This is a genomic window from Maritimibacter sp. DP1N21-5, from assembly GCF_019218295.1.
Classification (GTDB): domain Bacteria; phylum Pseudomonadota; class Alphaproteobacteria; order Rhodobacterales; family Rhodobacteraceae; genus Maritimibacter.
On the sequence record NZ_JAHUZF010000004.1, the window covers coordinates 415,369 to 436,344 of the forward strand.

Genomic DNA, 20,976 nt, shown 5'->3' on the forward strand with positions numbered 1-20,976 from the left:
TGTCGGACAGGAAACCAAAGACCCGCGGAGACAACCGTGTGGCCCGAATAGCGACTTGAAAAGGAACTGACACGCTCATGAGCGCCAATGCAACGATGGAGGAATTCGAGGCCCTCCTTAATGAAAGCCTCGAAATGGACACCCCGGACGAAGGTTCGGTTGTCAAAGGCAAGGTCATCGCGATCGAAGCGGGACAAGCCATCATCGACGTCGGCTACAAGATGGAAGGCCGCGTCGACCTGAAAGAATTCGCAAACCCCGGCGAAGCCCCCGATATCTCGGTTGGCGACGAAGTCGAGGTTTACCTCCGGGCCGCTGAAAACGCCCGTGGCGAAGCCGTCATCTCCCGCGAGATGGCCCGCCGCGAAGAAGCCTGGGACCGTCTGGAAAAGGCCTACGCCGACGACGCCCGCGTCGAAGGTGCGATCTTTGGCCGTGTCAAAGGCGGCTTCACCGTCGATCTCGGCGGCGCCGTTGCGTTCCTTCCGGGTTCGCAAGTCGACGTGCGCCCGGTGCGCGATGCCGGCCCGCTCATGGGTCTCAAGCAGCCGTTCCAGATCCTCAAGATGGACCGTCGCCGTGGCAACATCGTCGTGTCGCGTCGTGCGATCCTCGAAGAATCGCGTGCCGAACAGCGTGCTGAAGTCATCGGCAACCTGACCGAAGGTCAGAACGTCGACGGCGTGGTCAAGAACATCACCGAATACGGCGCCTTCGTGGACCTCGGCGGTGTCGACGGCCTGCTGCACGTGACCGACATGGCCTGGCGCCGTGTGAACCACCCGTCCGAGATCCTCTCGATCGGCGAGACGATCAAGGTTCAGGTTATCAAGATCAACAAGGACACCCACCGCATCTCGCTGGGCATGAAGCAGCTTCAGGAAGATCCGTGGGATCTCGTCGCCGCGAAATACCCGCTGGAATCGGTGCACACCGGTCGTGTCACCAACATCACCGACTACGGCGCATTCGTTGAGCTGGAAGCCGGTGTCGAGGGTCTCGTCCACGTGTCCGAGATGTCCTGGACCAAGAAGAACGTCCACCCCGGCAAGATCGTTTCGACGAGCCAGGAAGTGGAAGTCATGGTTCTTGAGATCGACCAGGCGAAACGCCGCGTGTCGCTCGGTCTCAAGCAGACCATGCGCAACCCGTGGGAAGTCTTTGCCGAGACCCATCCCGAGGGCACGCAGGTCGAAGGCGAAGTCAAGAACATCACCGAATTCGGCCTGTTCATCGGCCTCGACAACGACATCGACGGTATGGTGCACCTGTCCGACATCTCCTGGGACCAGCGTGGCGAAGAAGCCATCCAGCAGTTCCACAAGGGCGATGTGGTCAAGGCCGTGGTGACCGAAGTCGACACCGAGAAAGAGCGCATCTCGCTCTCGATCAAGGCGCTCGACGGTGACCAGTTCGCCGAAGTCGTGGGCGGCGTGAAGCGCGGTGACGTGATCACCGTGACCGTCACCGCCATCGAAGACGGCGGCATCGAAGTGGAATACGAAGGCATGAAGTCCTTCATCCGCCGCTCCGACCTGTCGCGTGACCGTGCCGAGCAGCGCCCCGAGCGCTTCCAGACCGGTGACCACGTCGACGTGCGCGTCACCAATGTGGACGCGAAATCGCGCCGTCTTGGCCTCTCGATCAAGGCCCGGGAAATCGCGGAAGAGAAAGAAGCCGTGGAACAGTTCGGTTCCTCCGACTCGGGTGCCTCGCTTGGCGACATCCTGGGCGCGGCTCTGAACAAGAAAGACTGATCGGGCGTATAGCCTGACGGTGGAACGGCCCCGGAGCGATCCGGGGCCGTTTTCTTGTGCGCCGTCCCAGCGCCCGAATCAGGTCCACGAAACGGCCAGCGGGAGCCATACGGCGGCGGATTCCCCGAGGCGCCTGCTGTAACAGCCCGGATTTGAATGGAAAAATCGGCTGTTTGGCGCATATTTTTCCGCGCCGGGCTTGTCGCCACTGTTTCACGGCTGCTTGAATGCTCCTATAGTCGGGCAGAGACCGGCGCACTGCCAACGAGCGTCGGCCAGTCCTGTCGGGGGGATATCGGAATGATCCGTTCGGAGCTTATCCAGAAGATCGCGGACGAAAATCCGCACCTCTACCAGCGCGACGTCGAGCGGATCGTGAACACGATCTTCGAAGAGATCATCGATGCGATGGCCAAGGGCGACCGCGTCGAACTGCGCGGTTTCGGCGCCTTTTCAGTCAAGAAGCGGGATGCCAGACTGGGACGGAACCCGCGCACGGGTGAATCGGTTGATGTGGACGAGAAACACGTCCCCTTCTTCAAGACCGGCAAACTGTTGCGCGACCGTCTGAACGGGAACTGAAAGGCCGCATTTCATGCGTTACATCCGCTACGCGTTCCTTGCCGCGCTTGCCGTGGTGCTGATCACCGTTGCCCTCGCCAACCGCGAGATCGTTACACTTCGACTTCTGCCTGCCGAGCTTTCCGGGTTTCTAGGCTGGAGCTGGTCCGTCAACCTGCCGCTGTTCATCGTCATCTTCATGGGCGTGATTGCCGGCGTGCTGATCGGCTTCATCTGGGAATGGCTGCGTGAGCACAAGCTCCGGGCCGAGGGGCGGCGGGCCAAGACCGCAGCGGTCAAGCTCGCCACCGAGGTGCAGGACCTCAAGCGCCAGCAGGCCAAACCCGAGGACGAGGTTCTGGCCCTGCTGGAACCGCCGCGCTGATTCCATGGCCAGGGTCAAGATCTGCGGACTGACGAGCGCCGAGGCGGTGACCGAGGCGGTCGCGGCAGGGGCGCTCTATTTGGGGTTCAACTTCTTTCCGAAGTCGCCGCGTTACCTGACGCCGGAGCAGGCGGCGACGCTCGCCGCCGATGTGCCCCCCGGCGTGGCCAAGGTCGCGCTGGTCGTCGACGCGGACGATGCGACACTCGACGGGATCGTGGATGTCGTGCCTCTCGACATGATCCAGTTGCATGGGTCCGAAACGCCCGAACGGGTCGCGGAAATCCGGGCGCGTTATGGCCTGCCGGTGATGAAGGTCGTGGGCATCGCGGGGCCGGAGGATGTGGCCAAGCTCGACGACTATATGGATGTGGCGGACCAGATCCTTGTCGACGCCAAGGCGCCCAAGGATGCGGTGCTGCCGGGCGGCAACGGGATCGCCTTCGACTGGCGGCTTTTGGCCGGCCGGCACTGGACGAAACCTTGGATGCTCGCCGGTGGGCTGACGCCCGCGAACGTTGCGCTGGCGATCAAGATGACCGGCGCCCGACAGGTCGACACTGCTTCGGGCGTCGAAAGCGCGCCGGGCGTGAAGGACCCGGCGCTCATGCGCGCCTTCATCGAGGCGGCCGGGTGACGGTGTTTCGTGCCGCGACACCCGGCGATGTGGCCGAGGTCGTGGCGCTTCTGGCTGATGACTGGATCGGCGAGGTGACGCCGGACCTCGAACGGGCCGAGGCGGATTATGCAAGGATGCTGGCCGAGGGCGTCACACAGCTCTTCGTCGCGCGGGACGAAACCGGCGTGACGGCGACCTACCAGCTCTCGGTCGTCTGGGGCGTGTCGTTGACCGCCTCCTGCCGCGCAATCCTGGAAGCCGTTCGGGTGCGCCGTGACCTTCGGGGGCAGGGGATCGGTCGGGAGCTGGTCGCGGATGCCGAGGCGCGGGCGCGCGCGGCGGGGGCCACCATGATCCAGCTCACCTCGAACCAGCAGCGGGAGGCGGCGCATCGCTTCTATGCCGGGCTTGGCTACCTACCGAGCCATGTCGGGATGAAGAAGCCGCTCGCGTGACGAAGGCGCATTAAGCTTAACCGCCCTTTTACCAGAATCGGGCGAGGTGGGCGCATGAAAGACTTCATCCACACAACCAATCCTCAAACGGCCGCCGAGCTTTGGCTCGACCGGACGTTCACCTGCAAAACGGCACTTTCCGGCGGCGTCATCAAGCGGTCGGTGAGCGAGGTTCAGTCGATCATCGGACGGGAACGGTTCCTGTCGGAGATCAAGAAACGTGGTTTCCAAGCGGTCGAAAACGGCGACGACATGATCGTCTTCTGCAACCGAAACCCCGTGCGGCTCGCCATGGCGCGCCCGACGCTGGTGCTGACCTAGCCGCAAAAAGGGGCGCGACGGTCGCGCCCCTCAATGCTTTGCGTCAATAGTCACTGACAGCTGAAGCCGTCACCTTCGGCGCGCGCCACCTGCGGGTAGAGGCAGAGCGGACGGGTTTCGCCCCGCACTGCTTCTGGCGCCTCTGCGTTGTCCGTGCGCACCATCGCGTCGACCGGGCCGGGGGCCACGTCGTCTTCGACCCAATCGGTCAGGACCGTCAGCATGTCGAACGCATCGGGGGCCGGTCCACCCGGTCCATGCTGCATCCCGGGCACCGGGTAGAAGACGACGTTGTCACGAGCCGCTTCGCCAAGGTTGTCCGACAGTCGGTCGTACCAGCCCGCGGTGTCGAGGATCGAGAACACCGGGTCAGCCGTGCCGTGGAAGATCACGAGCTTACCGCCCGCAGCCACAAAATCGGCCAGCTTGGGGTCATCCATGTCGGGCGGGGTCATCAGGTCGACCGCGCTTTCTGGAAACGCCTCTGAGGTGGCGGTCACCTTGGGGGCCTCTTCGTCGAAGTCATAGGACGTCAGGAACCCTTGCAACTCGGCGGGCGAACCGCCCACGTCGCTGGGCGGGGTCGAGAACACCTGCGCCAGCGATCCGGCGCCCATGACGGCGATGATCGGCTGTTGCTCCCACGGCGGAACCGGGCTTTCCAGTTTCCAGAACCGCCAGCCGCCCGAGGCAATGCCCGGATCCCACACCCAGTCGGAATAGAGCGCGTTGCCCGCGCTGTCCGTCGGACCGGCGTGGATCTTTTCCAGAGCCGCGACCTTGTCCGCGGGCAGGCAGTCGCTGTTCTGGCCGTCCGAGCAGATCATCGAGGCGGGGTCAAAGGCGCTTTGACACCCCATGGGGTCGAGCACGAGACCATCTTCGGCCCCGTCAAGCCCGTCGCAGGCCGCCACGATGCTGGCCGCGACAAGGTTCATCTCGTCCCGGCTGAAGGCACCGGGCAGGGTATCACCCACCGAGAGAAACGCCTGAACGTCCCAGGCGTGTTGGATCGCCGCGCGGGGCAGGTTGAAGCCGGGGAAGCCCGCAAGCAGCCCGTCGAAGGTATCGCCCATGCGGCTCGCGGCCACCATCGCGTGACGCCCCCCGTTCGAGACCCCCATCCCGTAGCGGTAGTCAATGTTGCGCTCAAAGTAAGCGGTGGTCAGCGCCTCGGCCGCTGTCTGCACCTGCGGCACCGCCGCGTAGCCATAGTTGCGCCGTGCCTCGAAGTCCTTGCCGAAAAGGTTCGATCCGGCCAGCCCGGCCTCGGGGTTCGCGTCCCCGGCATGGCCCGCGTCGGAGGACACGACCGCCATGCCCCGCGCCAGCGCGCCGTCCCCCGGTGCAAGCCCGGCGATCGTGCCAAGGGCGGGTTTGACCTCGCCGTCGTTGCCGCCGTTGAACTGGTGGACGAGCGCCCCGGTCCAGTCGTCGGGCAGCCGAAGTTCGAACCGGATGGCATAGGGCTTGCCGTCGGTCCCGGTCCGCTCGGCAATCGTTGCGGTCACGATGCAGTGGGCAAGCGGGCTTTCCTCACCCTTGGGCGCATAGGTCGCGCCGGTGATCTTGCCGCCGTCGAGCGACAGACCCGCGGCGTCTTCGCAGGCTTCGGGCGAGGCGATGGCCGCGCATGGCAGCATCGCCAGCGCCGCAACGCTGGTTCTGAGATGTTTCATGGTTTCCTCCCGTGTCGATCCGGGGGTGTCCCGAATCCATTTTATGATCCGTGGAAAATATCTTGAAAGCTAGGAAATTCTTCGGGCCACCCGCTTCGAGGGGTGTTCGCGCCGCTGTCGGTCCTTGCACCAAAGGGGGGCAAAGGCTAGGAACGGCCAATGTATCTGGAGGGCACTATGGCCGACGATCTGTTCAATTCCTTCATGAAAGGCCCGGATGAGAAGGGCCGCTTCGGCGACTTCGGCGGGCGCTTCGTGTCCGAGACGCTGATGCCGCTGATCCTCGATCTGGAAGCGGAATATGAGAAGGCCAAGACTGATCAGAGCTTCTGGGAGGAGATGAACCATCTCTGGACCCATTACGTGGGGCGTCCGTCGCCGCTCTATTTCGCAGAACGTCTGACCGAGCAGCTTGGCGGGGCCAAGATCTATCTCAAGCGGGACGAGCTCAATCACACCGGTGCGCACAAGATCAATAACGTTCTGGGCCAGATCATCCTCGCCCGCCGTATGGGCAAGACCCGGATCATCGCGGAAACCGGCGCGGGCCAGCACGGTGTCGCCACCGCGACGGTGTGCGCCAAGTTCGGGCTGAAGTGCATTGTCTACATGGGCGCGCATGACGTCGAGCGGCAGGCGCCGAATGTGTTCCGCATGAAGCTTCTGGGTGCCGACGTGGTGCCGGTGACGTCGGGGCGCGGCACCTTGAAGGACGCGATGAACGACGCGCTGCGCGATTGGGTCACCAACGTGCGCGACACCTTCTATTGCATCGGCACGGTCGCGGGGCCGCATCCCTATCCGGCGATGGTGCGGGATTTCCAGTCGATCATCGGCAAGGAAGCCAAGGAACAGATGCTGCGCGCCGAGGGCCGCCTGCCTGACACGCTTGTCGCGGCGATCGGTGGCGGCTCGAACGCGATGGGGCTCTTCTATCCCTTCCTCGACGACAAGGAAGTCGAGATCATCGGCGTCGAAGCCGGCGGCAAGGGCGTGGACGACAAGATGGAGCACTGCGCCTCTCTCACCGGCGGGCGCCCCGGCGTCCTCCACGGGAACCGCACCTACCTGCTTCAGGACGAAGACGGCCAGATCCTCGAAGGCCATTCGATTTCGGCGGGTCTCGACTATCCGGGAATCGGGCCGGAACATTCGTGGCTCCACGATACCGGCCGCGCGAAATACGTCTGGGTCACCGACACCGAGGCGCTCGAGGCGTTCCAGCTCCTGTGCCAGACCGAGGGTATCATCCCCGCGCTCGAACCCTCGCACGCGCTGGGCCATGTGATGAAGGTCGCCAAGGATTATCCGAAGGACCACATCATCTGCATGAATCTCTGTGGTCGGGGCGACAAGGACATCTTCACCGTGGCCAAGGCGCTTGGCACGGATATGTCGGGTCTGGTGAACTGACCGTCTAAACCTGAGTTTATGCGCTTGAACCGGGGGTTTATGGTGGCCGCCATAAGCCTGTGGTCAATAGTGTCGTGACGAACTTCCGGTGCTTATCGGCTCATGCCCAGGGAGGCATTGAACTGAAAGCTGGAAAGGAACGACATGAAACGGAACGCACTCATCTTTGCCGTCGCGGCGGCAATGTTCACCTCGACGGCCCATGCACAAGTGCAGGACGTCGTGAACGCGGCCGTGAGCGAGTTGACCGCTCAAGGCTACACCCGCTTCGAAGTGAAGCAGGGCTTCAATGGCATCAAGGTCGAGGCCACCGGGCCCAACGGTGAGATCGAACGGGTCTACAACTCGCTGGGCGAGCTTCTGCGCGAAGAGGTCAACGGTCGCCACATGGGCGCCTTCCTTGGCGGGCGTGGCTGGGATGACGACGATCACGATGACGACGATGATCACGGACGTCGCCACGGCGGACGCGGTTGGGACGATGATGACGATGACGATGATCATGGCCGGCATCGCAGCGGCCGGGACGACGATCATGATGATGACCGGGGCCGCGGACGGGGTCGTGGTCGGGGCGGTGATCGGGACGATGACGACGATTGATCACGAACAATATTCCGCGCCGGCCCGCTTGACGGCGGGTCGGCCTGGGGCAAAGTGGTCCTCGGGGAGTTGAGATGGACAGACGACATTTCCTGACCGTCCTTACCGCGGCGGCCATGATCACGGCGCCGGCGAAAGCCGACGCCGTTTCCGACATCATGTCTCAGCTTCGAGAGCAGGGGTTCACCCGGATCGAGGTGTCCCGCACCCTTCTGGGCCGCACGCGCATCCTGGCGCGCTCGGTCCAGTATCGCAGGGAAATCGTGCTCAACGACAACACGGGTGAAATCCTGCGCGACTACTGGCAGGTGCTGTCCTCCACCGATCCGTCCGCAGGCCCCCGGATCGCGGATCCGTCAGGCCGCATGGCTCCCGGTGGGGGATCGGGGGGGCGCGACGACGACGATGACGACGACCGGGGAAGAGGCCGGGGCAGGGGTCGTGGCGGAGACGATGATGATGGCGGCGGGGACGACGACTGAGCCATGTTCGTCCGTTTGCCGAAGAGCCTGCGCTTGCGTGACCGTTATTTCATCGCGGCCGCGCTTGTCATTCAGGCTCTTTGCGCCGGGTTCTTCATCGCGGACATGCTCTCCTCCACCATCGGTTTGCGCGCAACACCGATCCCCTGGCAGGCGCGCGAGATCATCGAAATCGGAGCGGGCTTCGGCCTGCTGCTTGGGATCGTCCTCGGCGCGGTGGCACTGAGACGATCGAGGTCACGCCATCTCGCGGCCGAGGCGAAATTGCGGGTGGCCTCGACGGCGTTCATGGACCTGCTCGCGGAATACTTCGACGAATGGAGCCTGACGCCGGCAGAGCGGGACGTTGCGCTTTTCGTAGTGAAGGGGCTTTCGACGGCGGACATCGCCGCTCTTCGCACGACCTCCGAAGGAACGGTGAAGGCGCAAACCAACGCGATTTATCGCAAGGCGGGAGTGTCGAGCAGGGCGCAGCTCCTGTCGGTCTTCATCGACGGGCTGATGGAGGAACAGCTGGTCCCGGGCGACGGGATGCGGCTTGGGATGCGGTCAGACACAGGAGAGGCGGGCCGAACCACTGTGCAGTGACTGCGAAGAAAGAAAACGGAGCAATAAGAAAGGCGCCGCGCGAGTGCGCGGCGCCTGACCTTTTCCAGCTTTCAACGCTATCAGTTGTCTTGGTCGGACACGTCGATATCAAGTTCGCGACCGCCATCCGGCGCGTCCACTTCGGTCACGTCGTCGGCATAGCCACCATCATTGGGTTCCGAGCCTTCGTCGGTGAAGATGATGGTGTTGGAGCCAAACTCCTCCATGCCTTCGCCTTCGAGGGTGTACATCGAACCGGCCGATTGCGTGGTCATCGTGTCGGATACAACAGCGCCTTCGCCGTCGATGACGAGCACGCGCCCACCAGCGTCCGACGAGGCCATGAACGTGAGGTTGCCGATGTTGTCCTGGCGAACGAGGCTCACGTTGTAGCCTTCGGACTGCAACATGCCCATGCCTTGTGCATAGATGGACTCGTTCAGCGTATTTGCCTGCTGAGCGAATGCCGCGCCCCCGGTGAGCATGGCTGCAACCGAAAGAGTGATCATAGTGCGTTTCATTGCGTTGTTTCTCCTAATGTCAAAACCACACTGCCCGGGGGTGGCCCGTCACAGACTGGGAGGCCGTGTCGCACCGGCCGAGATTGACCGATGAGGGCGCGCCCTGTGGTGTGCTATGGGTGCTCAACGAAGGGCTGACGAAACGGTTCCTGAAAAAAATCGCGAGACTCGTAGCTTCACTTCAAGTCCATGTGACCGAACGGAAAAGTGGCGCCACCGGGGGTGACGCCACCTTCGTTTTCAGATCGGGTGGGCTTACGAGTCGCCCATGATCCCGATATTCAGCCCGCCACCGAGGTCGAGCCCGATCGAACCGGAGTCGCCATCGTCGGAACCGCTGGCCGAGACGCCGAGGTTGCCACCGGTGCCGACCGAGATCGAGCCGCTGTCACCGTCGTCCGAGCCGGACACGCCAAGGTCGAGGCCACCGTCAAGGCCGATGGACGCCGAGGATTCGTCCTCGTCCCAACCGTCGGAGTTCTCGGTCATGGCCGAGGCGGAGAGCCCCCCTTCGGCACCGAGCGACAGCGAGCCGCTATCGTCGTCGTCATTGCCCATCGCCTGGATCATCGCCCCGCCTTCGAGGTCGACCATCGTGTCGGACATGACGTCGCCGTCATCGTCCATCACCATGATCCGGCCGTTGGTGTCGTTATGGGCGGTGAAGTGGAGCATGCCGCGGCCGTCCTGGCGCACCTGGTCGACGTCGTAGCCGTCACGCTCCAGCGTGGCCATGCCTTGGGTATAAACTTCCTGGTTCAGTCCGGCCGAGGTGGTATCGGCAAAAGCCGCGGTCCCGGCAAGAAGGGCGACGGCGGTCATCGTGGCAAAGCGTTTCATAGTTAAGAACTCCTTGTCTTTCCATGGGCAAGCGTTGTGCCCTGACCCGTGGGCGCCATGTCGCGGGGTGCCGGTATTGGCAGTCCGAGGGCGGCCCGATCGTTGGGTCTTGTGCCCTAAGAAACGACAGGCTTTCAGTATGAGTTTCAAAAAATCCTTGAAGAAGACTGTTAACTTTCTCGTCCGTCATATAATAAAGGCATCTGGGGAAAGAAAAAGCAGCGCCGGAGCGCTGCTTGCAAGGGCATTCACAAGAGAATTTCAGAGTCTCGGTTCAGTTCAGGATGCCGATTGACAGGTCGATGCCAAGCAATCCGCCACTGCCACTGTCGTGGGATGCGCTGGACCCGCCGACGCCGACGCCCGCGTCAATCCCGATGCCACCGTGCGAGCCGCCGCCACCATGCGAACCGCCCCCGCTCCCCCTGCCTGACCCGCCCGAAGAGCCGTCGTGTCCGGCAGAGCCGTTGTCGTGGCGGTCGGGAACCGTATTCATGTAGCCTCCTCCCGCGGAGGCGGCGGCCGAGCGGATGTCGGGGCCATCTTCCATCATCCTATCGGCGATCACGGACCCGTCCGCACGAAGCGTGATCTCGCGGACGCCTTTTGCCGAAGTGCCGTAGAGTGTTACGGAGTTGTTCGGGTGAGCGATCACGCGTTGCACGACGTAGCCTTGAGCCTCCAGCATCGCCATGCCGGAGGCCATGAGTTCGGCCTGAACGGCAGAACAGCCGCGGTCCTCACACGTGGACGACATGTCGGTTGCCGCGAACACCGGACCGCCCAGAGCAAGGGCAGAGACGGTCGCGAGGATGAGTGTTGTCTGTTTCATGGTACTTCCCTGTGGTCTGCCCCGGTCTCGGAATCAGGCCGAGCGTGCCGGGGACCGTGGACGGTTGGGAAGGCGAAGTTTCGCCGGTTCCCGCGATGTAGCGGAAAAACACGACCGGCGAGGATGCAGTTCCGAAAATATACTGTTCGAAAACAGTAAACAATACCAAAAATACCGTTTGTGGTTATTGTAAAATTTTCCACATTTACGCCATATTTCAAGGCAGAGAGATAGGTTGCCTGCCGTTCGGAATGAGGCGGGATTTATATCTGGGCAAAAGTGTTGTCGGAGACGCCGTCGGTCCGGAACAGGTTGTCGGAGATCACCGCGCCTGACGCGTCGAGGACCAGCACGCGACCGAAAGCGCCACTGGACGCATGGAAGACGATGCTGCCATCCGCGCTTTCGATCATGCGAAAGACGTCGAAACCTTCGTCGTCCAGATGGGCCAGACCCTGCGCCTGAACGGTGCCAGAGGGGATTTCTTCGACCCCCTGTGCCCGCAGGTGCTCCGCGCAATCCGCCATCGCCGGTCCCACGCCAAGCCCGATCGCGCAGGCGACCACGAGGCGGAACGGGCATTGGCGGGTGATCATGGGGTCCTCCAAGACGCAGGTCAGGTCGGACGAAACGCGCGTCGAGCGAAAAGGTTCCCGTCAGATCGCGTATTGTTCGAGAATGGCGAGCGACACGACTTCCAGCGCGCGCCCGTGGGTCGCCTCCAGACGGACGCGCGGGGCGCAGCCCTCCTCATGAGCCTGAAGGAAGCGCGAGGCACAGAGGCACCATTGATCGCCGGGCTTCAGGCCAGGGAAATTGAACTCGGGCAGCGGTGTGGAGAGGTCGTTGCCCACGTATTTCGAGTAAGCGAGGAATTCGGCGGTCATGATCGCGCAGACCGTGTGGTTGCCCCGGTCGGCCGCGCAGGTATTGCAGTAGCTGTCGCGGAAGTATCCCGTCTTCGGCGAGTCCGAGCACAGAAGCAGCGTTCCGCCCAGCACGTTGATCGGTTTGATAGGTTCGGCTTTCATCGGTCGTTCCTATTCCTTCACGGTTTCGGTGATCCGCCGGAGCATCGTGATGTTGTCCTCGAAGACGCCCGGTTCCTCGAACGTCCGATCGGCGGCGTTGATCGCGATGACCACATTCGCCGCCCGGTCGATCCAGATATATTGGCCGTAGACGCCGATGGCAAAGGCCTCGCCCTCGCGGGCGTCGGCGGGAAGCCACCATTGCAGGCCGTATCGCGCCGCGCCGTCCGCCGTCGGGGCCGTGGCCCTCAGCGAGGCGTCGATCCAGTCGGCGGGCACGATCTGTTGCCCTTGCCACATCCCGTCCTGCGCGATCATCTGGCCGAATCGTGCATAGTCGCGGGTCATCATGTTGAGCCCTCCCAGGACGAAGGCCACGCCTTCGCTGTCGGTGACATAGTAGGGCTGGGATTCGAGCCCCAAAGGGCCGATGATCCGTTCGCCCATCAGGGTGGGCACGTCGCGCCCGGTGGCACCGCGAATGACCATGCCCAGCACATGGGTGTCCATCGACACGTAGAGCCAGTCCGCGCCGGGCTCTCCGCGCGCTTCGGTCAGGTCGGCGGTGAAACGGTCGAGCGACCCTCCGAGCGCGAGCACCCGGCCCATCCGGTTGATGTCGGACCAGAAGTCCAGATAGTCCTCGTCGAAGACCACGCCCGAAGACATTTGGGCCACCTGCCGGATCGTGGCGCCCTCGTAGGCCGATCCCTGCAACAGGGGGGCATACTTGACGACCGGATCGTCCAGGCTCTCGATCACGCCCTCCTCGATCACGGTGCCGAGCAGGGCCGAGAGAAAGCTCTTCGCGACCGACCAAGAGATGCGCAGGTCGTCCGGACCAGTGCCGAGGAAATAGTCCTCAAAGACGATCTCACCCCCGGAGAGGACGACGATCCCTGTGGTCGCGCGGTCGGCGAGCCAGCGGTCTAGGTCGTCGGGCAGGTCCACGGCATCGCCGCGGGGAAGGGGCGAGGGGTCCTTGCCTGAGGTCTGGATCGCCTTGCTGTGAAAGAGCTCTCCCATATGCGAGAAGTTGTGCACGATCTTCTCTTCGTCAAAGAGCGTGTTCACGGCCAGAAGGCGCGTGAGTTCCTCTTGCCGGGCCACGCCCAGAGCGGCCCCGGCGAGCACGAAGACGAGAAGACCCCAGAGAAGAATGCGGCGCATGAATGGTCCCTTTGTCAGGGGACTATGGCGTCAGGTCGGCGGCGCGTCCAGTTGCGCGTTGGTCATTTGAACTTGTCCATGAGCCGTTGCAGCGGCGAGCGGTCGTCCGCCCTGTCATCGGCAGAACTTGCGACAGGTTCACCGGCGCGGTGCTCCGGCGCGGGGGTCGGGGCGGGCTTATCGGGCTTCGGCTTCTTCGCGCCACCCGTGCGCAGAGCCACGGCGTTGGTGAACTTGGCGCCGTCGCCCTTGGCCAGGAATGGGGCGCCATCCGAAATGCCGCGCAGCATGTCGTCGAGCCATTTCCCTTCCTGCTTGGCGAAATCGGACAGCACGTAGCCCGATACGCGGTCCTTGTGGCCGGGATGGCCGACGCCCAGACGGACCCGGTGATAGGCGTCGCCGATATGCTGATGGAGCGAGCGAAGGCCGTTGTGGCCCGCGTGTCCGCCTCCCGTCTTCAGCTTCAGCTTGAAGGGGGGAAGGTCGAGCTCGTCATGGAACACCGTCACGTCGTCGGGGTCGAGCTTGTAAAAGCGCATCGCTTCGCCGACCGATTGCCCGGAGAGGTTCATGAAGGTCTCGGGCTTGAGCAGGATGACCTTTTCGCCCTCGAGGGTGCCTTCGCTGACCGACCCCTGAAATTTGCCGCGCCAGGGGGCGAACCCGTGATCGGCGGCGATCTGGTCCACCGCCATGAAGCCGATGTTGTGGCGGTTGCCTGCGTATTTCGGGCCGGGGTTGCCGAGGCCGACGAAGAGTTTCATCCGGGTCTCCGGTTCGGGATTTGCGGGTTGGCCAATCACGACGCCACCCCTAGGATCGGCGCAAACCTAGGGCAGGGGGCGGCGCTTGCCAAGAACGGGTAACGGGGCAGACGGACATGGCGCAATTCAAGATCGACGACATCGCGCTCCGCGTGCCGAACCATGCCCTGACGGCGAAGCTGCGCGAGGCGCTCAATTCGGGTCGCTACGAGGTGAACGAATCCCGCGCGATCCGTCGGCACCTGCAACCGGGTGACCGGGTGCTCGACATCGGGGCGGGGGCGGGGTTCGTGTCGATCCACGCGGGGCGGATCGTCGGGGGTGAGAACGTCATCTCGGTCGAAGGCAACCCGACGATGATGGCCGCGCTGCGCGAAAACCTCGATCGCAACGGGATGACGGAAACGACCGTCCTGCACGCGGCGGTGGTCGCGGACGGCCATGAGGGCGACACAGTGCGTTTCGAGACGCGGCAGGCCTTCTGGGCGTCGGGTGTCGCGAAGGACACGACGCCCGATGACAAGACGGTCGAGGTGCCGGCGGTGAAACTGTCGGAGCTGCTGGCGGAGTTCAAGCCCACCGTGGTGTCGATGGACGTCGAGGGCGCCGAGTTGCACCTCTGTCAGCAGCCCTGGCCCGACTGCGTGCGGCTTCTGGTCATGGAAATCCACACCGGGCAATACCCGCCTTCGGCGGTCAAGGCGATGTTCGACGGCATGTCGAAGAACAACATGACCTACATGCCCTGGGGCACGATCGGCGAGGTCGTAGTGCTGCAAAGGTGCGAAAAATGAAACGGGGCGCTCGATGGCGCCCCGCTTTCGTCTCTCTGTCCGGCTCCGCCAATCCGTGGCGGAGAGAGGATCACGCCTCTTCGGCTTCTTCTTCGGTTTCGGTCTCGGCGTTGTCCGAGGACCGAAGGCCCGAGGGAGCCGAGATGTTGGCGATCACGAAATCGCGGTCCACGGTCGGTTTCGCGCCCTTGGGCAGGGTCACGTCCGAAATGTGGATCACGTCGCCGATCTGACGGCCGGTCAGGTCCACGGTGATGTGGTCCGGAATGTCACCAGCGATGACCGAAAGCTCGACTTCCGGGCGCACGTGGACGACGACGCCGCCCTTCTTGATGCCGGGCGCCTTGTCTTCGTTTTCGAAGTTGACGTGGATGAAGAGGTTGATGCGGGTGTCACGGTGCAGGCGCAGGAAATCGACGTGCGTCGGCAGGTCCTTGACCACGTCGCGCTGCACGTTGCGGCAGATCACGCGCACGTCGTCCTCGCCTTCGACCTTGAGGTTGAAGAGAGTCGACAGGAATCGGCCCTGTTTCAACGACTTCAGAAGCACGTTGAAGGGCATGTTGATCGCCAGCGGGTCTTTGCCGCCGCCATAGACGATGCCGGGTACGAGGCCGTCGCGACGCGCCTGACGAGCGGCGCCCTTGCCTGTCCCCGTCCGTACCGTGGCGTGAAAATCGGGAATCTCACGAGCCATGATTGGTTCTCCAGTAAAGTTGCGCGGGGTTCCTCCAAGGCTGCAACCCCGCATGAGTGCGCGCGTATAGTCGGGAATCGGAGGTTTGGGAAGGGAAAACTGCCTTGCCCCGCACGCCGCGGCGTTATTGCCAGCGGCCCGAGAAATCCTGCGGCACGCGCAGGATGTCACGCGACACCGCGCCGATGTCCCGGTGGCCGCAGAAGGCCATGGAGACGTCGAGTTCCCGGTGGATGATCTCGAGCGCGCGTGTCACGCCCGCCTCGCCCATCGCGCCCAGCCCATAGATGAAGGCGCGCCCGATATAGGTGCCCGTCGCGCCCATCGCCACGGCCTTCAGCACGTCCTGGCCCGAGCGGATGCCGCTGTCGATATGCACCTCGACCTGATCGCCCACGGCTTGCAGCACAGGGTCGAGCGCGCGGATCGACGACAGTGCGCCGTCCAGTTGCCGCCCGCCGTGGTTCGACACGACGATCGCATCCGCGCCGATCTTGGCAGCCATCGTGGCGTCCTCGGGTTCCATGATGCCCTTGAGAATGAGCTTGCCGCCCCACATGTCCCGGATTTCCTCGACCTTCTTCCAGTCGAGACGCGGGTCGAACTGTTCCGCGGTCCAGTGCATGAGGGACGTAAGGCTTTCGACCCCCTTGGCATGGCCAACGATATTGCCGAAACTCCGCCGTTTCGTACCTAGCATCCCCATGCCCCAGCGCCACTTCGTCGACAGGTCGAGCATTGTAGCGGGCGTGGGTTTAGGGGGCACGGACAGCCCGTTCTTCAGGTCCTTGTGCCGCTGGCCGAGGATCTGGAGGTCAAGCGTGAGGACCAGCGCCGAGCACTTCGCGTCCTTCGCGCGCTGGATCAGGCGGCGCAGGTAATCCTGATCGCGCATCACGTAGAGCTGGAACCAGAACGGCGCCTGCGTATGTGCCGCCACATCCTCGATCGAACAGACCGACATCGTGGACAGCGTGAAGGGCACGCCGAACTTCTCTGCTGCCCGCGCCGCCTTGATCTCGCCATCTGCAGATTGCATGCCAGTCAGACCCACGGGGGCCAGCGCCACCGGCATGGCGACGTCCTGTCCGATCATCTTCGTGCGCGTGCTGCGGTCCGTCATGTCGACGGCAACCCGCTGGCGCAGATAGATGTCGTCGAAGTCCGACGAGTTCTCGCGGAAGGTCTGTTCGGTCCAGGACCCGCTTTCACAGTAGTCGTAGAACATCTTCGGCGTCCTGCGTTTGTAGACGCGCTTGAGGTCTTCGATGCTTGTAATGACGGCCATTGTCCCCTCCCGTTTCCGTTTTTCTTAGCCCGCTGGTGCAATCTGCACAACGTGCCCTTGCGGGGCGTGCGCGAAAGCCGCAGGAAGTGGGCATGAGTATCATCATGATCGGCATGCTGGCGAGCCTTGGCGCAGGGCTCATGACCGGGGTCGGGGCCCTCGTCGTCCTCTTCGGCAAGTCGATTTCGCGTCAGTGGTCGGACACGCTTCTGGGCTTCGCGGCCGGGGTGATGATTTCCGCCTCGTTCTTCTCGCTCATCCTGCCCGGGATCGACTTCGCGCAGGAGCGATCGGGTTCGGTCTGGGACGCGGCGGGTCTCGCGGCCTGCGGGATCCTGCTGGGGGCGCTCGCGGTCTGGGCGATGAATGCCTTCCTGCCGCATGAGCATTTCATTGTCGGGCCTGAGGGCGCGGATCCCGGTGCCTTGTCCAAGATCTGGCTCTTCATCATCGCTATCACGATCCACAATTTCCCCGAGGGCATGGCGGTCGGCGTGGGGTTCGGCGGCGGGAACATCGCCAACGGTCTGTCGCTGGCCACCGGGATCGGGCTTCAGAACGCGCCGGAGGGGCTGGCAGTTGCCGTCGCGCTTCGGGGGTTGGGATACTCGAAAGGCCGCAGTTTCCGGATCGCGCTCTTCACCGGGCTGATCGAACCTGTTGGGGGGCTGATCGGCGTGATCGCCGTGACGGTGTCCGAGGCGCTGCTCCCCTGGGGGCTCACCTTCGCGGCCGGGGCGATGCTCTTCATCATCAGTCACGAGATCATCCCCGAGACCCATCGCCACGGGCATCAGAACCGGGCCACCACCGGGCTCATGATCGGGCTGGTGTTGATGATGTTCCTTGACGTAACGCTTGGGTAGCGGTGCCGGGCTGCGGATAGCGGTGCAGTGCCGCCGAATTTCGGTTGCGCACGAAAGGCAGTTGGGCAGAGATGACACATGGATGAACGTTCGATCTTTCGCGTCGGGCTACTGGCCTGGACAGTGACCTTCATAGGGGCCTTCCTGGACATGGGCGGTGCCCTGGGCGGCACCATCGGGGGCGTGCGGTCGATGTCGCATTTCGTGCTGTGGCAGGGGATGGCGGGCGTCCTTGCCGTCTTCCTGTTCGTCTATGGGCGCCGCTTCGATGTGCGGTCGGTGCCACGCGTGGCAAGCCGTGTTCCGGGCATCCTGCTGATTGCGATACTGATCGCCGCGGCGCTGTTCTGGGCAACGGCTGGCATGATCACCGACGGCACCATCGAGCTGGGCTGAAGACGATGGCGCAACATTATTTCGAAGACATGCCTGTCGGTTTTTCTTTCACGACCGGGTCGCGGGTGCTGACCCGAGAAGACATCGTGGGGTTTGCCAGGGACTGGGACCCGCAGCCCTTCCACCTCGAGGAAGCCGCAGCCGCCAAAAGCCATTTCGGAACGCTCATCGGCTCGGGCTGGCAGACGCTGCTGGTCTGTTTCAACCTCGCCATGGAAGCCGGCGTCTGGGACGAGGCAAGCATGGGAGCCTCGGGCATGGATGAGGTGCGCTGGCTGAAGCCGAGCCTGCCGGGGGACGAAATCTATGCGGTGGGTGAAGTGATCTCAGCAGAGCCGTCACGCCGGGGCGACCGGGGCTATGTGCGGTTCGCCTATGACGTCATGCGCAAGCGTGAGGGCGGAGACGAGAAGATCGCCTCCTACATCGGCAATCACATCATCAAAACCCGGTCTGGGGCGGCGTAACCTCGCGCGCGGCACGGGGAGTGGGCGCGATGTCCCAGCCGGGGTGGGCGTCCTCGCGGTAGGTCGCGGTCATGCCCGCCTCTGCGACGACCGCCAAAACATCGGCCAGAACGCGGTCCGGCGCGACCGTGGACCGCCCGATGGGCACGATGCGGCGCAGTTCCTTGCGGGCGTTGGGCAGCACGACGAGGACCTCCTGCTTGCCTGATCCACGCCGTTCGATCCGTCCCACCTGATCCCAGGGCAGTAGTCCGAAGACCCCGGCCTGCACCCCGAGGGCGTCGACCCGGGCGAGACGGCGTTTGGCTTCGCTTCCGCTGACTCCCAGCCAGATCAGCATTACGCCGAGCGCCACGGGCAGCACCAGAAGCACCACGACCGGCGAGCGCATGAGCGCAACCAGATCGGTCGTCTGCGCGAGCCACAGGAGCATCCCGCCGGTGACCGCGGTCAGCGCGGTCCCCGCCAAGCGGAACTCCCGCTGCGGTGGCGGGCCGGATATGACGTCATAGCTCGTGGCCATTGTTTGGTCCTGTCGTCTCGAAGGGTCGCACAACGGATTAGGAAGGCGGATTGTTCCGCGTCAATGGGTCACGGCGTCGCGCGCGGCGCGTCAGGTCTTGTCGCGCCAGCGGTTCACGATGGGATAGCGCCGGTCCAGCCAGAAGCTGCGCATCGTGAGGCGCGCGCCGGGCGCGGACTGGAAGCGTTTGTATTCACTGATGAAAATCAGGCGCTCCACCCGTTTCACCGTCTCGCGGTCGAAGCCCTTTGCGACAAGTTCCGCGATGGAGAGTTCGTGATCCACCAAGCCTTCGAGAATCGGGTCGAGCACCTCGTAGGGTGGCAGGCTGTCCGAATCCTTCTGGTCGTCGCGCAGTTCCGCGCTGGGCGGCTTGTCGATGATCGAGACCGGGATCACTTGGCCGGCCGGGCCCAACATCCAGTCGCGGTGATTGGCGTTGCGCCAGCGGCAGGCGTCGAAGACGCGGGTCTTGTAGAGGTCCTTGATCGGGTTGTAGCCCCCGGCCATGTCGCCATAGATCGTCGCATAACCGACGGCGACTTCGGACTTGTTGCCGGTGGTGAGCAGCATCTCCCCGAATTTGTTGGACAGCGCCATGAGGAGCAGCCCGCGCAGGCGCGACTGGATGTTCTCCTCGGTCAGATCGGGTTGCGTGCCCTCGAAGAGCGGCGCGAGCGCCTCGGTCACTGCGGCGCGGGGGCCGGAGATCGGCACGTAGTCGTAGCGGCAACCAAGGTTCTTGGCGAGCGCTTCGGCGTCGTCGAGCGAGCCTTCCGAGGTGTATTCCGAGGGCAGCATCACGCAGCGCACGTTCTCTGGTCCCAGCGCGTCCGCCGCGATGGTTGCGACGATCGCACTGTCGATCCCGCCGGAGAGGCCAAGAAGAACCTTCCTGAACCCGGTCTTGCGCATGTAGTCGCGCAGACTTTCCGTCATCACGCGGTAATCGGCTTCGTGGTCGGGGAGGGCCGGCGCCACCGCGGCCGGCACGATGCGCCAGCCGTCCGCACCCTTCTCGAGCGTGACAATTCGCGTCACCTCGTCGAACTGGGGGAACTGAAAGGCAAGCTCGCCCTGCACGTCCATGCCGAAGCTCGCGCCTTCGAAGACCTGATCGTCCTGTCCGCCGACCATGTTGAGATAGACGAGAGGAAGCCCGGTCTCTTCGACCCGGCCCCTTATCACGTCGTGCCGATGCGCGACCTTTCCCCGGTAGTAGGGCGACCCATTGGGCACGAAGAGCACTTCGGCCCCCTTTTCCGCCAGGTCGGCGCAGACCGCATCGGGCCACCAGGCGTCCTCGCAGATCGGAATGCCAAGGCAGAGACCCTTGAGCTTGATCGGGTCCTGCGGCGGTGCAGCGGTGAAGAGACGCTTCTCGTCGAACACCGTTTCATTGGGCAGAAGCTGTTTCAGGATCCGATGCCGGACCTTGCCGCCTTCGAGGATCCAGAAGGCATTATAGAGCGATTTCCCGTCATGGAACGGACAGCCGATCCCCATCACGGGACCCTCGACACAGTCGCGGGCCAGTGCCTCGCAGGTCTCCATCGCCTCGGCCCAGAAGGCCGGGCGCATCACCAGATCCTGCGGCTGATAGCCCGTCAGGAAGGCCTCCGTGAGCATGACCGCATCCGCTCCGGCGGCCTTCGCCTCTTCCCAGGCCGAGATCGCCTTGGCCGCGTTGCCGGGGATGTCGCCCACGGTGGGGTTCAACTGCGCCAGAGCGAGTTTGATCGTCTCGGTCATGGGTGTTCCTTCGTCGGGTCATCGACACCTTTAGTCGCCTTTGCGAGCGCAGAAAAGCCGAGTGCCGCGATTGTCATGGAAAAACAATTGTCTCCCTTCGCCGGGGACTTTAGGTTTCCGCGCAATACGTCCGGATAGCCCGCGCCACCCGGTAGACCCGAGGAAATCC

General features: G+C 63.6%; 26 protein-coding genes. 14 read left to right on the top strand and 12 right to left on the bottom strand.

Annotated features, from left to right (window positions below):
• The first annotated feature begins 77 nt into the window (after window positions 1-77).
• The 6 genes from rpsA (at window position 78) to KJP29_RS06600 (ending at window position 4,098) form a co-directional block, all read left to right on the top strand.
• Window positions 78-1,757 carry a 30S ribosomal protein S1 gene (gene rpsA, locus KJP29_RS06575; RefSeq protein ID WP_218462762.1) on the top strand — a complete coding sequence of 560 codons (1,680 nt, stop codon included), beginning with the start codon at window positions 78-80 and terminating at the stop codon, window positions 1,755-1,757.
• A gap of 300 nt (window positions 1,758-2,057) precedes the next feature.
• Entirely contained in the window at window positions 2,058-2,339 is a 282-nt protein-coding gene (gene ihfB, locus KJP29_RS06580) for an integration host factor subunit beta (protein WP_218462763.1), read from the top strand.
• 13 nt (window positions 2,340-2,352) lie between these two features.
• Window positions 2,353-2,703: a LapA family protein gene (locus KJP29_RS06585; RefSeq protein WP_218462764.1), complete on the top strand. Its 351-nt coding sequence runs from the start codon at window positions 2,353-2,355 to the stop codon at window positions 2,701-2,703.
• Window positions 2,704-2,707: 4 nt separating this feature from the next.
• The gene (locus KJP29_RS06590; RefSeq protein WP_218462765.1) at window positions 2,708-3,340 is read left to right on the top strand and encodes a phosphoribosylanthranilate isomerase; all 633 of its coding nucleotides are present in this window, start codon (window positions 2,708-2,710) and stop codon (window positions 3,338-3,340) included.
• Window positions 3,337-3,777 (top strand): GNAT family N-acetyltransferase, encoded by a 441-nt coding sequence (locus KJP29_RS06595; RefSeq protein WP_218462766.1) that lies wholly within the window; start codon window positions 3,337-3,339, stop codon window positions 3,775-3,777. Before KJP29_RS06590 ends, KJP29_RS06595 begins: the two co-directional genes overlap by 4 nt.
• 54 nt (window positions 3,778-3,831) lie before the next feature.
• A complete protein-coding gene (locus tag KJP29_RS06600; protein WP_218462767.1) occupies window positions 3,832-4,098 on the top strand; it encodes an N-(5'-phosphoribosyl)anthranilate isomerase in 267 nt (88 codons plus the stop codon).
• 50 nt (window positions 4,099-4,148) lie between these two features.
• Here KJP29_RS06600 and KJP29_RS06605 read toward each other — a convergent pair whose 3' ends face one another.
• On the bottom strand, window positions 4,149-5,777 hold the full coding sequence (locus KJP29_RS06605; protein WP_218462768.1) for a tannase/feruloyl esterase family alpha/beta hydrolase: 1,629 nt from the start codon (window positions 5,775-5,777) through the stop codon (window positions 4,149-4,151).
• A gap of 177 nt (window positions 5,778-5,954) precedes the next feature.
• Between KJP29_RS06605 and trpB the strand changes: the two genes are divergently transcribed.
• The 4 genes from trpB to KJP29_RS06625 all read left to right on the top strand — a co-directional run bounded on the left by trpB (window position 5,955) and on the right by KJP29_RS06625 (window position 8,863).
• Complete coding sequence (gene trpB, locus KJP29_RS06610) at window positions 5,955-7,190, top strand: tryptophan synthase subunit beta (RefSeq protein WP_218462769.1); 1,236 nt, start codon at window positions 5,955-5,957, stop codon at window positions 7,188-7,190.
• Between the two features lie 144 nt (window positions 7,191-7,334).
• Window positions 7,335-7,793 carry a hypothetical protein gene (locus KJP29_RS06615; RefSeq protein ID WP_218462770.1) on the top strand — a complete coding sequence of 153 codons (459 nt, stop codon included), beginning with the start codon at window positions 7,335-7,337 and terminating at the stop codon, window positions 7,791-7,793.
• A gap of 74 nt (window positions 7,794-7,867) precedes the next feature.
• A complete protein-coding gene (locus KJP29_RS06620; RefSeq protein WP_218462771.1) occupies window positions 7,868-8,275 on the top strand; it encodes a hypothetical protein in 408 nt (135 codons plus the stop codon).
• Window positions 8,276-8,278: 3 nt separating this feature from the next.
• The gene (locus KJP29_RS06625; protein WP_218462772.1) at window positions 8,279-8,863 is read left to right on the top strand and encodes a helix-turn-helix transcriptional regulator; all 585 of its coding nucleotides are present in this window, start codon (window positions 8,279-8,281) and stop codon (window positions 8,861-8,863) included.
• Between the two features lie 80 nt (window positions 8,864-8,943).
• On the opposite strand, the gene KJP29_RS06630 is transcribed toward KJP29_RS06625, so the two are convergent.
• The 7 genes from KJP29_RS06630 to pth all read right to left on the bottom strand — a co-directional run bounded on the left by KJP29_RS06630 (window position 8,944) and on the right by pth (window position 14,024).
• The gene (locus KJP29_RS06630) at window positions 8,944-9,384 is read right to left on the bottom strand and encodes a hypothetical protein (RefSeq protein WP_218462773.1); all 441 of its coding nucleotides are present in this window, start codon (window positions 9,382-9,384) and stop codon (window positions 8,944-8,946) included.
• 255 nt (window positions 9,385-9,639) lie between these two features.
• Window positions 9,640-10,224 (bottom strand): hypothetical protein, encoded by a 585-nt coding sequence (locus KJP29_RS06635; RefSeq protein ID WP_218462774.1) that lies wholly within the window; start codon window positions 10,222-10,224, stop codon window positions 9,640-9,642.
• 274 nt (window positions 10,225-10,498) lie between these two features.
• Complete coding sequence (locus KJP29_RS06640; RefSeq protein ID WP_218462775.1) at window positions 10,499-11,056, bottom strand: PepSY domain-containing protein; 558 nt, start codon at window positions 11,054-11,056, stop codon at window positions 10,499-10,501.
• Between the two features lie 263 nt (window positions 11,057-11,319).
• On the bottom strand, window positions 11,320-11,652 hold the full coding sequence (locus KJP29_RS06645) for a hypothetical protein (protein ID WP_218462776.1): 333 nt from the start codon (window positions 11,650-11,652) through the stop codon (window positions 11,320-11,322).
• Between the two features lie 60 nt (window positions 11,653-11,712).
• On the bottom strand, window positions 11,713-12,087 hold the full coding sequence (locus KJP29_RS06650) for a DUF2237 family protein (RefSeq protein ID WP_218462777.1): 375 nt from the start codon (window positions 12,085-12,087) through the stop codon (window positions 11,713-11,715).
• A gap of 9 nt (window positions 12,088-12,096) precedes the next feature.
• On the bottom strand, window positions 12,097-13,257 hold the full coding sequence (locus KJP29_RS06655; protein WP_218462778.1) for a serine hydrolase: 1,161 nt from the start codon (window positions 13,255-13,257) through the stop codon (window positions 12,097-12,099).
• Window positions 13,258-13,319: 62 nt separating this feature from the next.
• On the bottom strand, window positions 13,320-14,024 hold the full coding sequence (gene pth, locus KJP29_RS06660) for an aminoacyl-tRNA hydrolase (protein WP_218462779.1): 705 nt from the start codon (window positions 14,022-14,024) through the stop codon (window positions 13,320-13,322).
• A gap of 116 nt (window positions 14,025-14,140) precedes the next feature.
• Here pth and KJP29_RS06665 point away from each other — a divergent pair, with 116 nt between their 5' ends.
• On the top strand, window positions 14,141-14,818 hold the full coding sequence (locus tag KJP29_RS06665; protein ID WP_218462780.1) for an FkbM family methyltransferase: 678 nt from the start codon (window positions 14,141-14,143) through the stop codon (window positions 14,816-14,818).
• A gap of 70 nt (window positions 14,819-14,888) precedes the next feature.
• On the opposite strand, the gene KJP29_RS06670 is transcribed toward KJP29_RS06665, so the two are convergent.
• Both KJP29_RS06670 and KJP29_RS06675 read right to left on the bottom strand, forming a co-directional pair.
• The gene (locus tag KJP29_RS06670; protein WP_218462781.1) at window positions 14,889-15,515 is read right to left on the bottom strand and encodes a 50S ribosomal protein L25/general stress protein Ctc; all 627 of its coding nucleotides are present in this window, start codon (window positions 15,513-15,515) and stop codon (window positions 14,889-14,891) included.
• A 124-nt stretch (window positions 15,516-15,639) separates the two neighbouring features.
• Window positions 15,640-16,803 (bottom strand): alpha-hydroxy acid oxidase, encoded by a 1,164-nt coding sequence (locus KJP29_RS06675; RefSeq protein WP_218462782.1) that lies wholly within the window; start codon window positions 16,801-16,803, stop codon window positions 15,640-15,642.
• A gap of 92 nt (window positions 16,804-16,895) precedes the next feature.
• Between KJP29_RS06675 and KJP29_RS06680 the strand changes: the two genes are divergently transcribed.
• The 3 genes from KJP29_RS06680 to KJP29_RS06690 all read left to right on the top strand — a co-directional run bounded on the left by KJP29_RS06680 (window position 16,896) and on the right by KJP29_RS06690 (window position 18,532).
• Window positions 16,896-17,669, top strand: coding sequence for a ZIP family metal transporter (locus KJP29_RS06680; protein WP_255553461.1), 774 nt, complete (start codon window positions 16,896-16,898; stop codon window positions 17,667-17,669).
• A gap of 78 nt (window positions 17,670-17,747) precedes the next feature.
• Entirely contained in the window at window positions 17,748-18,065 is a 318-nt protein-coding gene (locus tag KJP29_RS06685; protein WP_218462783.1) for a hypothetical protein, read from the top strand.
• 5 nt (window positions 18,066-18,070) lie between these two features.
• A complete protein-coding gene (locus tag KJP29_RS06690; RefSeq protein WP_218462784.1) occupies window positions 18,071-18,532 on the top strand; it encodes a MaoC family dehydratase in 462 nt (153 codons plus the stop codon).
• On the opposite strand, the gene KJP29_RS06695 is transcribed toward KJP29_RS06690, so the two are convergent.
• A complete protein-coding gene (locus KJP29_RS06695) occupies window positions 18,507-19,055 on the bottom strand; it encodes a hypothetical protein (protein ID WP_218462785.1) in 549 nt (182 codons plus the stop codon). The two genes, KJP29_RS06690 and KJP29_RS06695, sit on opposite strands and share 26 nt — an antisense overlap.
• Window positions 19,056-19,145: 90 nt before the next feature.
• A complete protein-coding gene (locus KJP29_RS06700; protein ID WP_218462786.1) occupies window positions 19,146-20,807 on the bottom strand; it encodes an NAD+ synthase in 1,662 nt (553 codons plus the stop codon).
• Window positions 20,808-20,976: the final 169 nt, after the last annotated feature.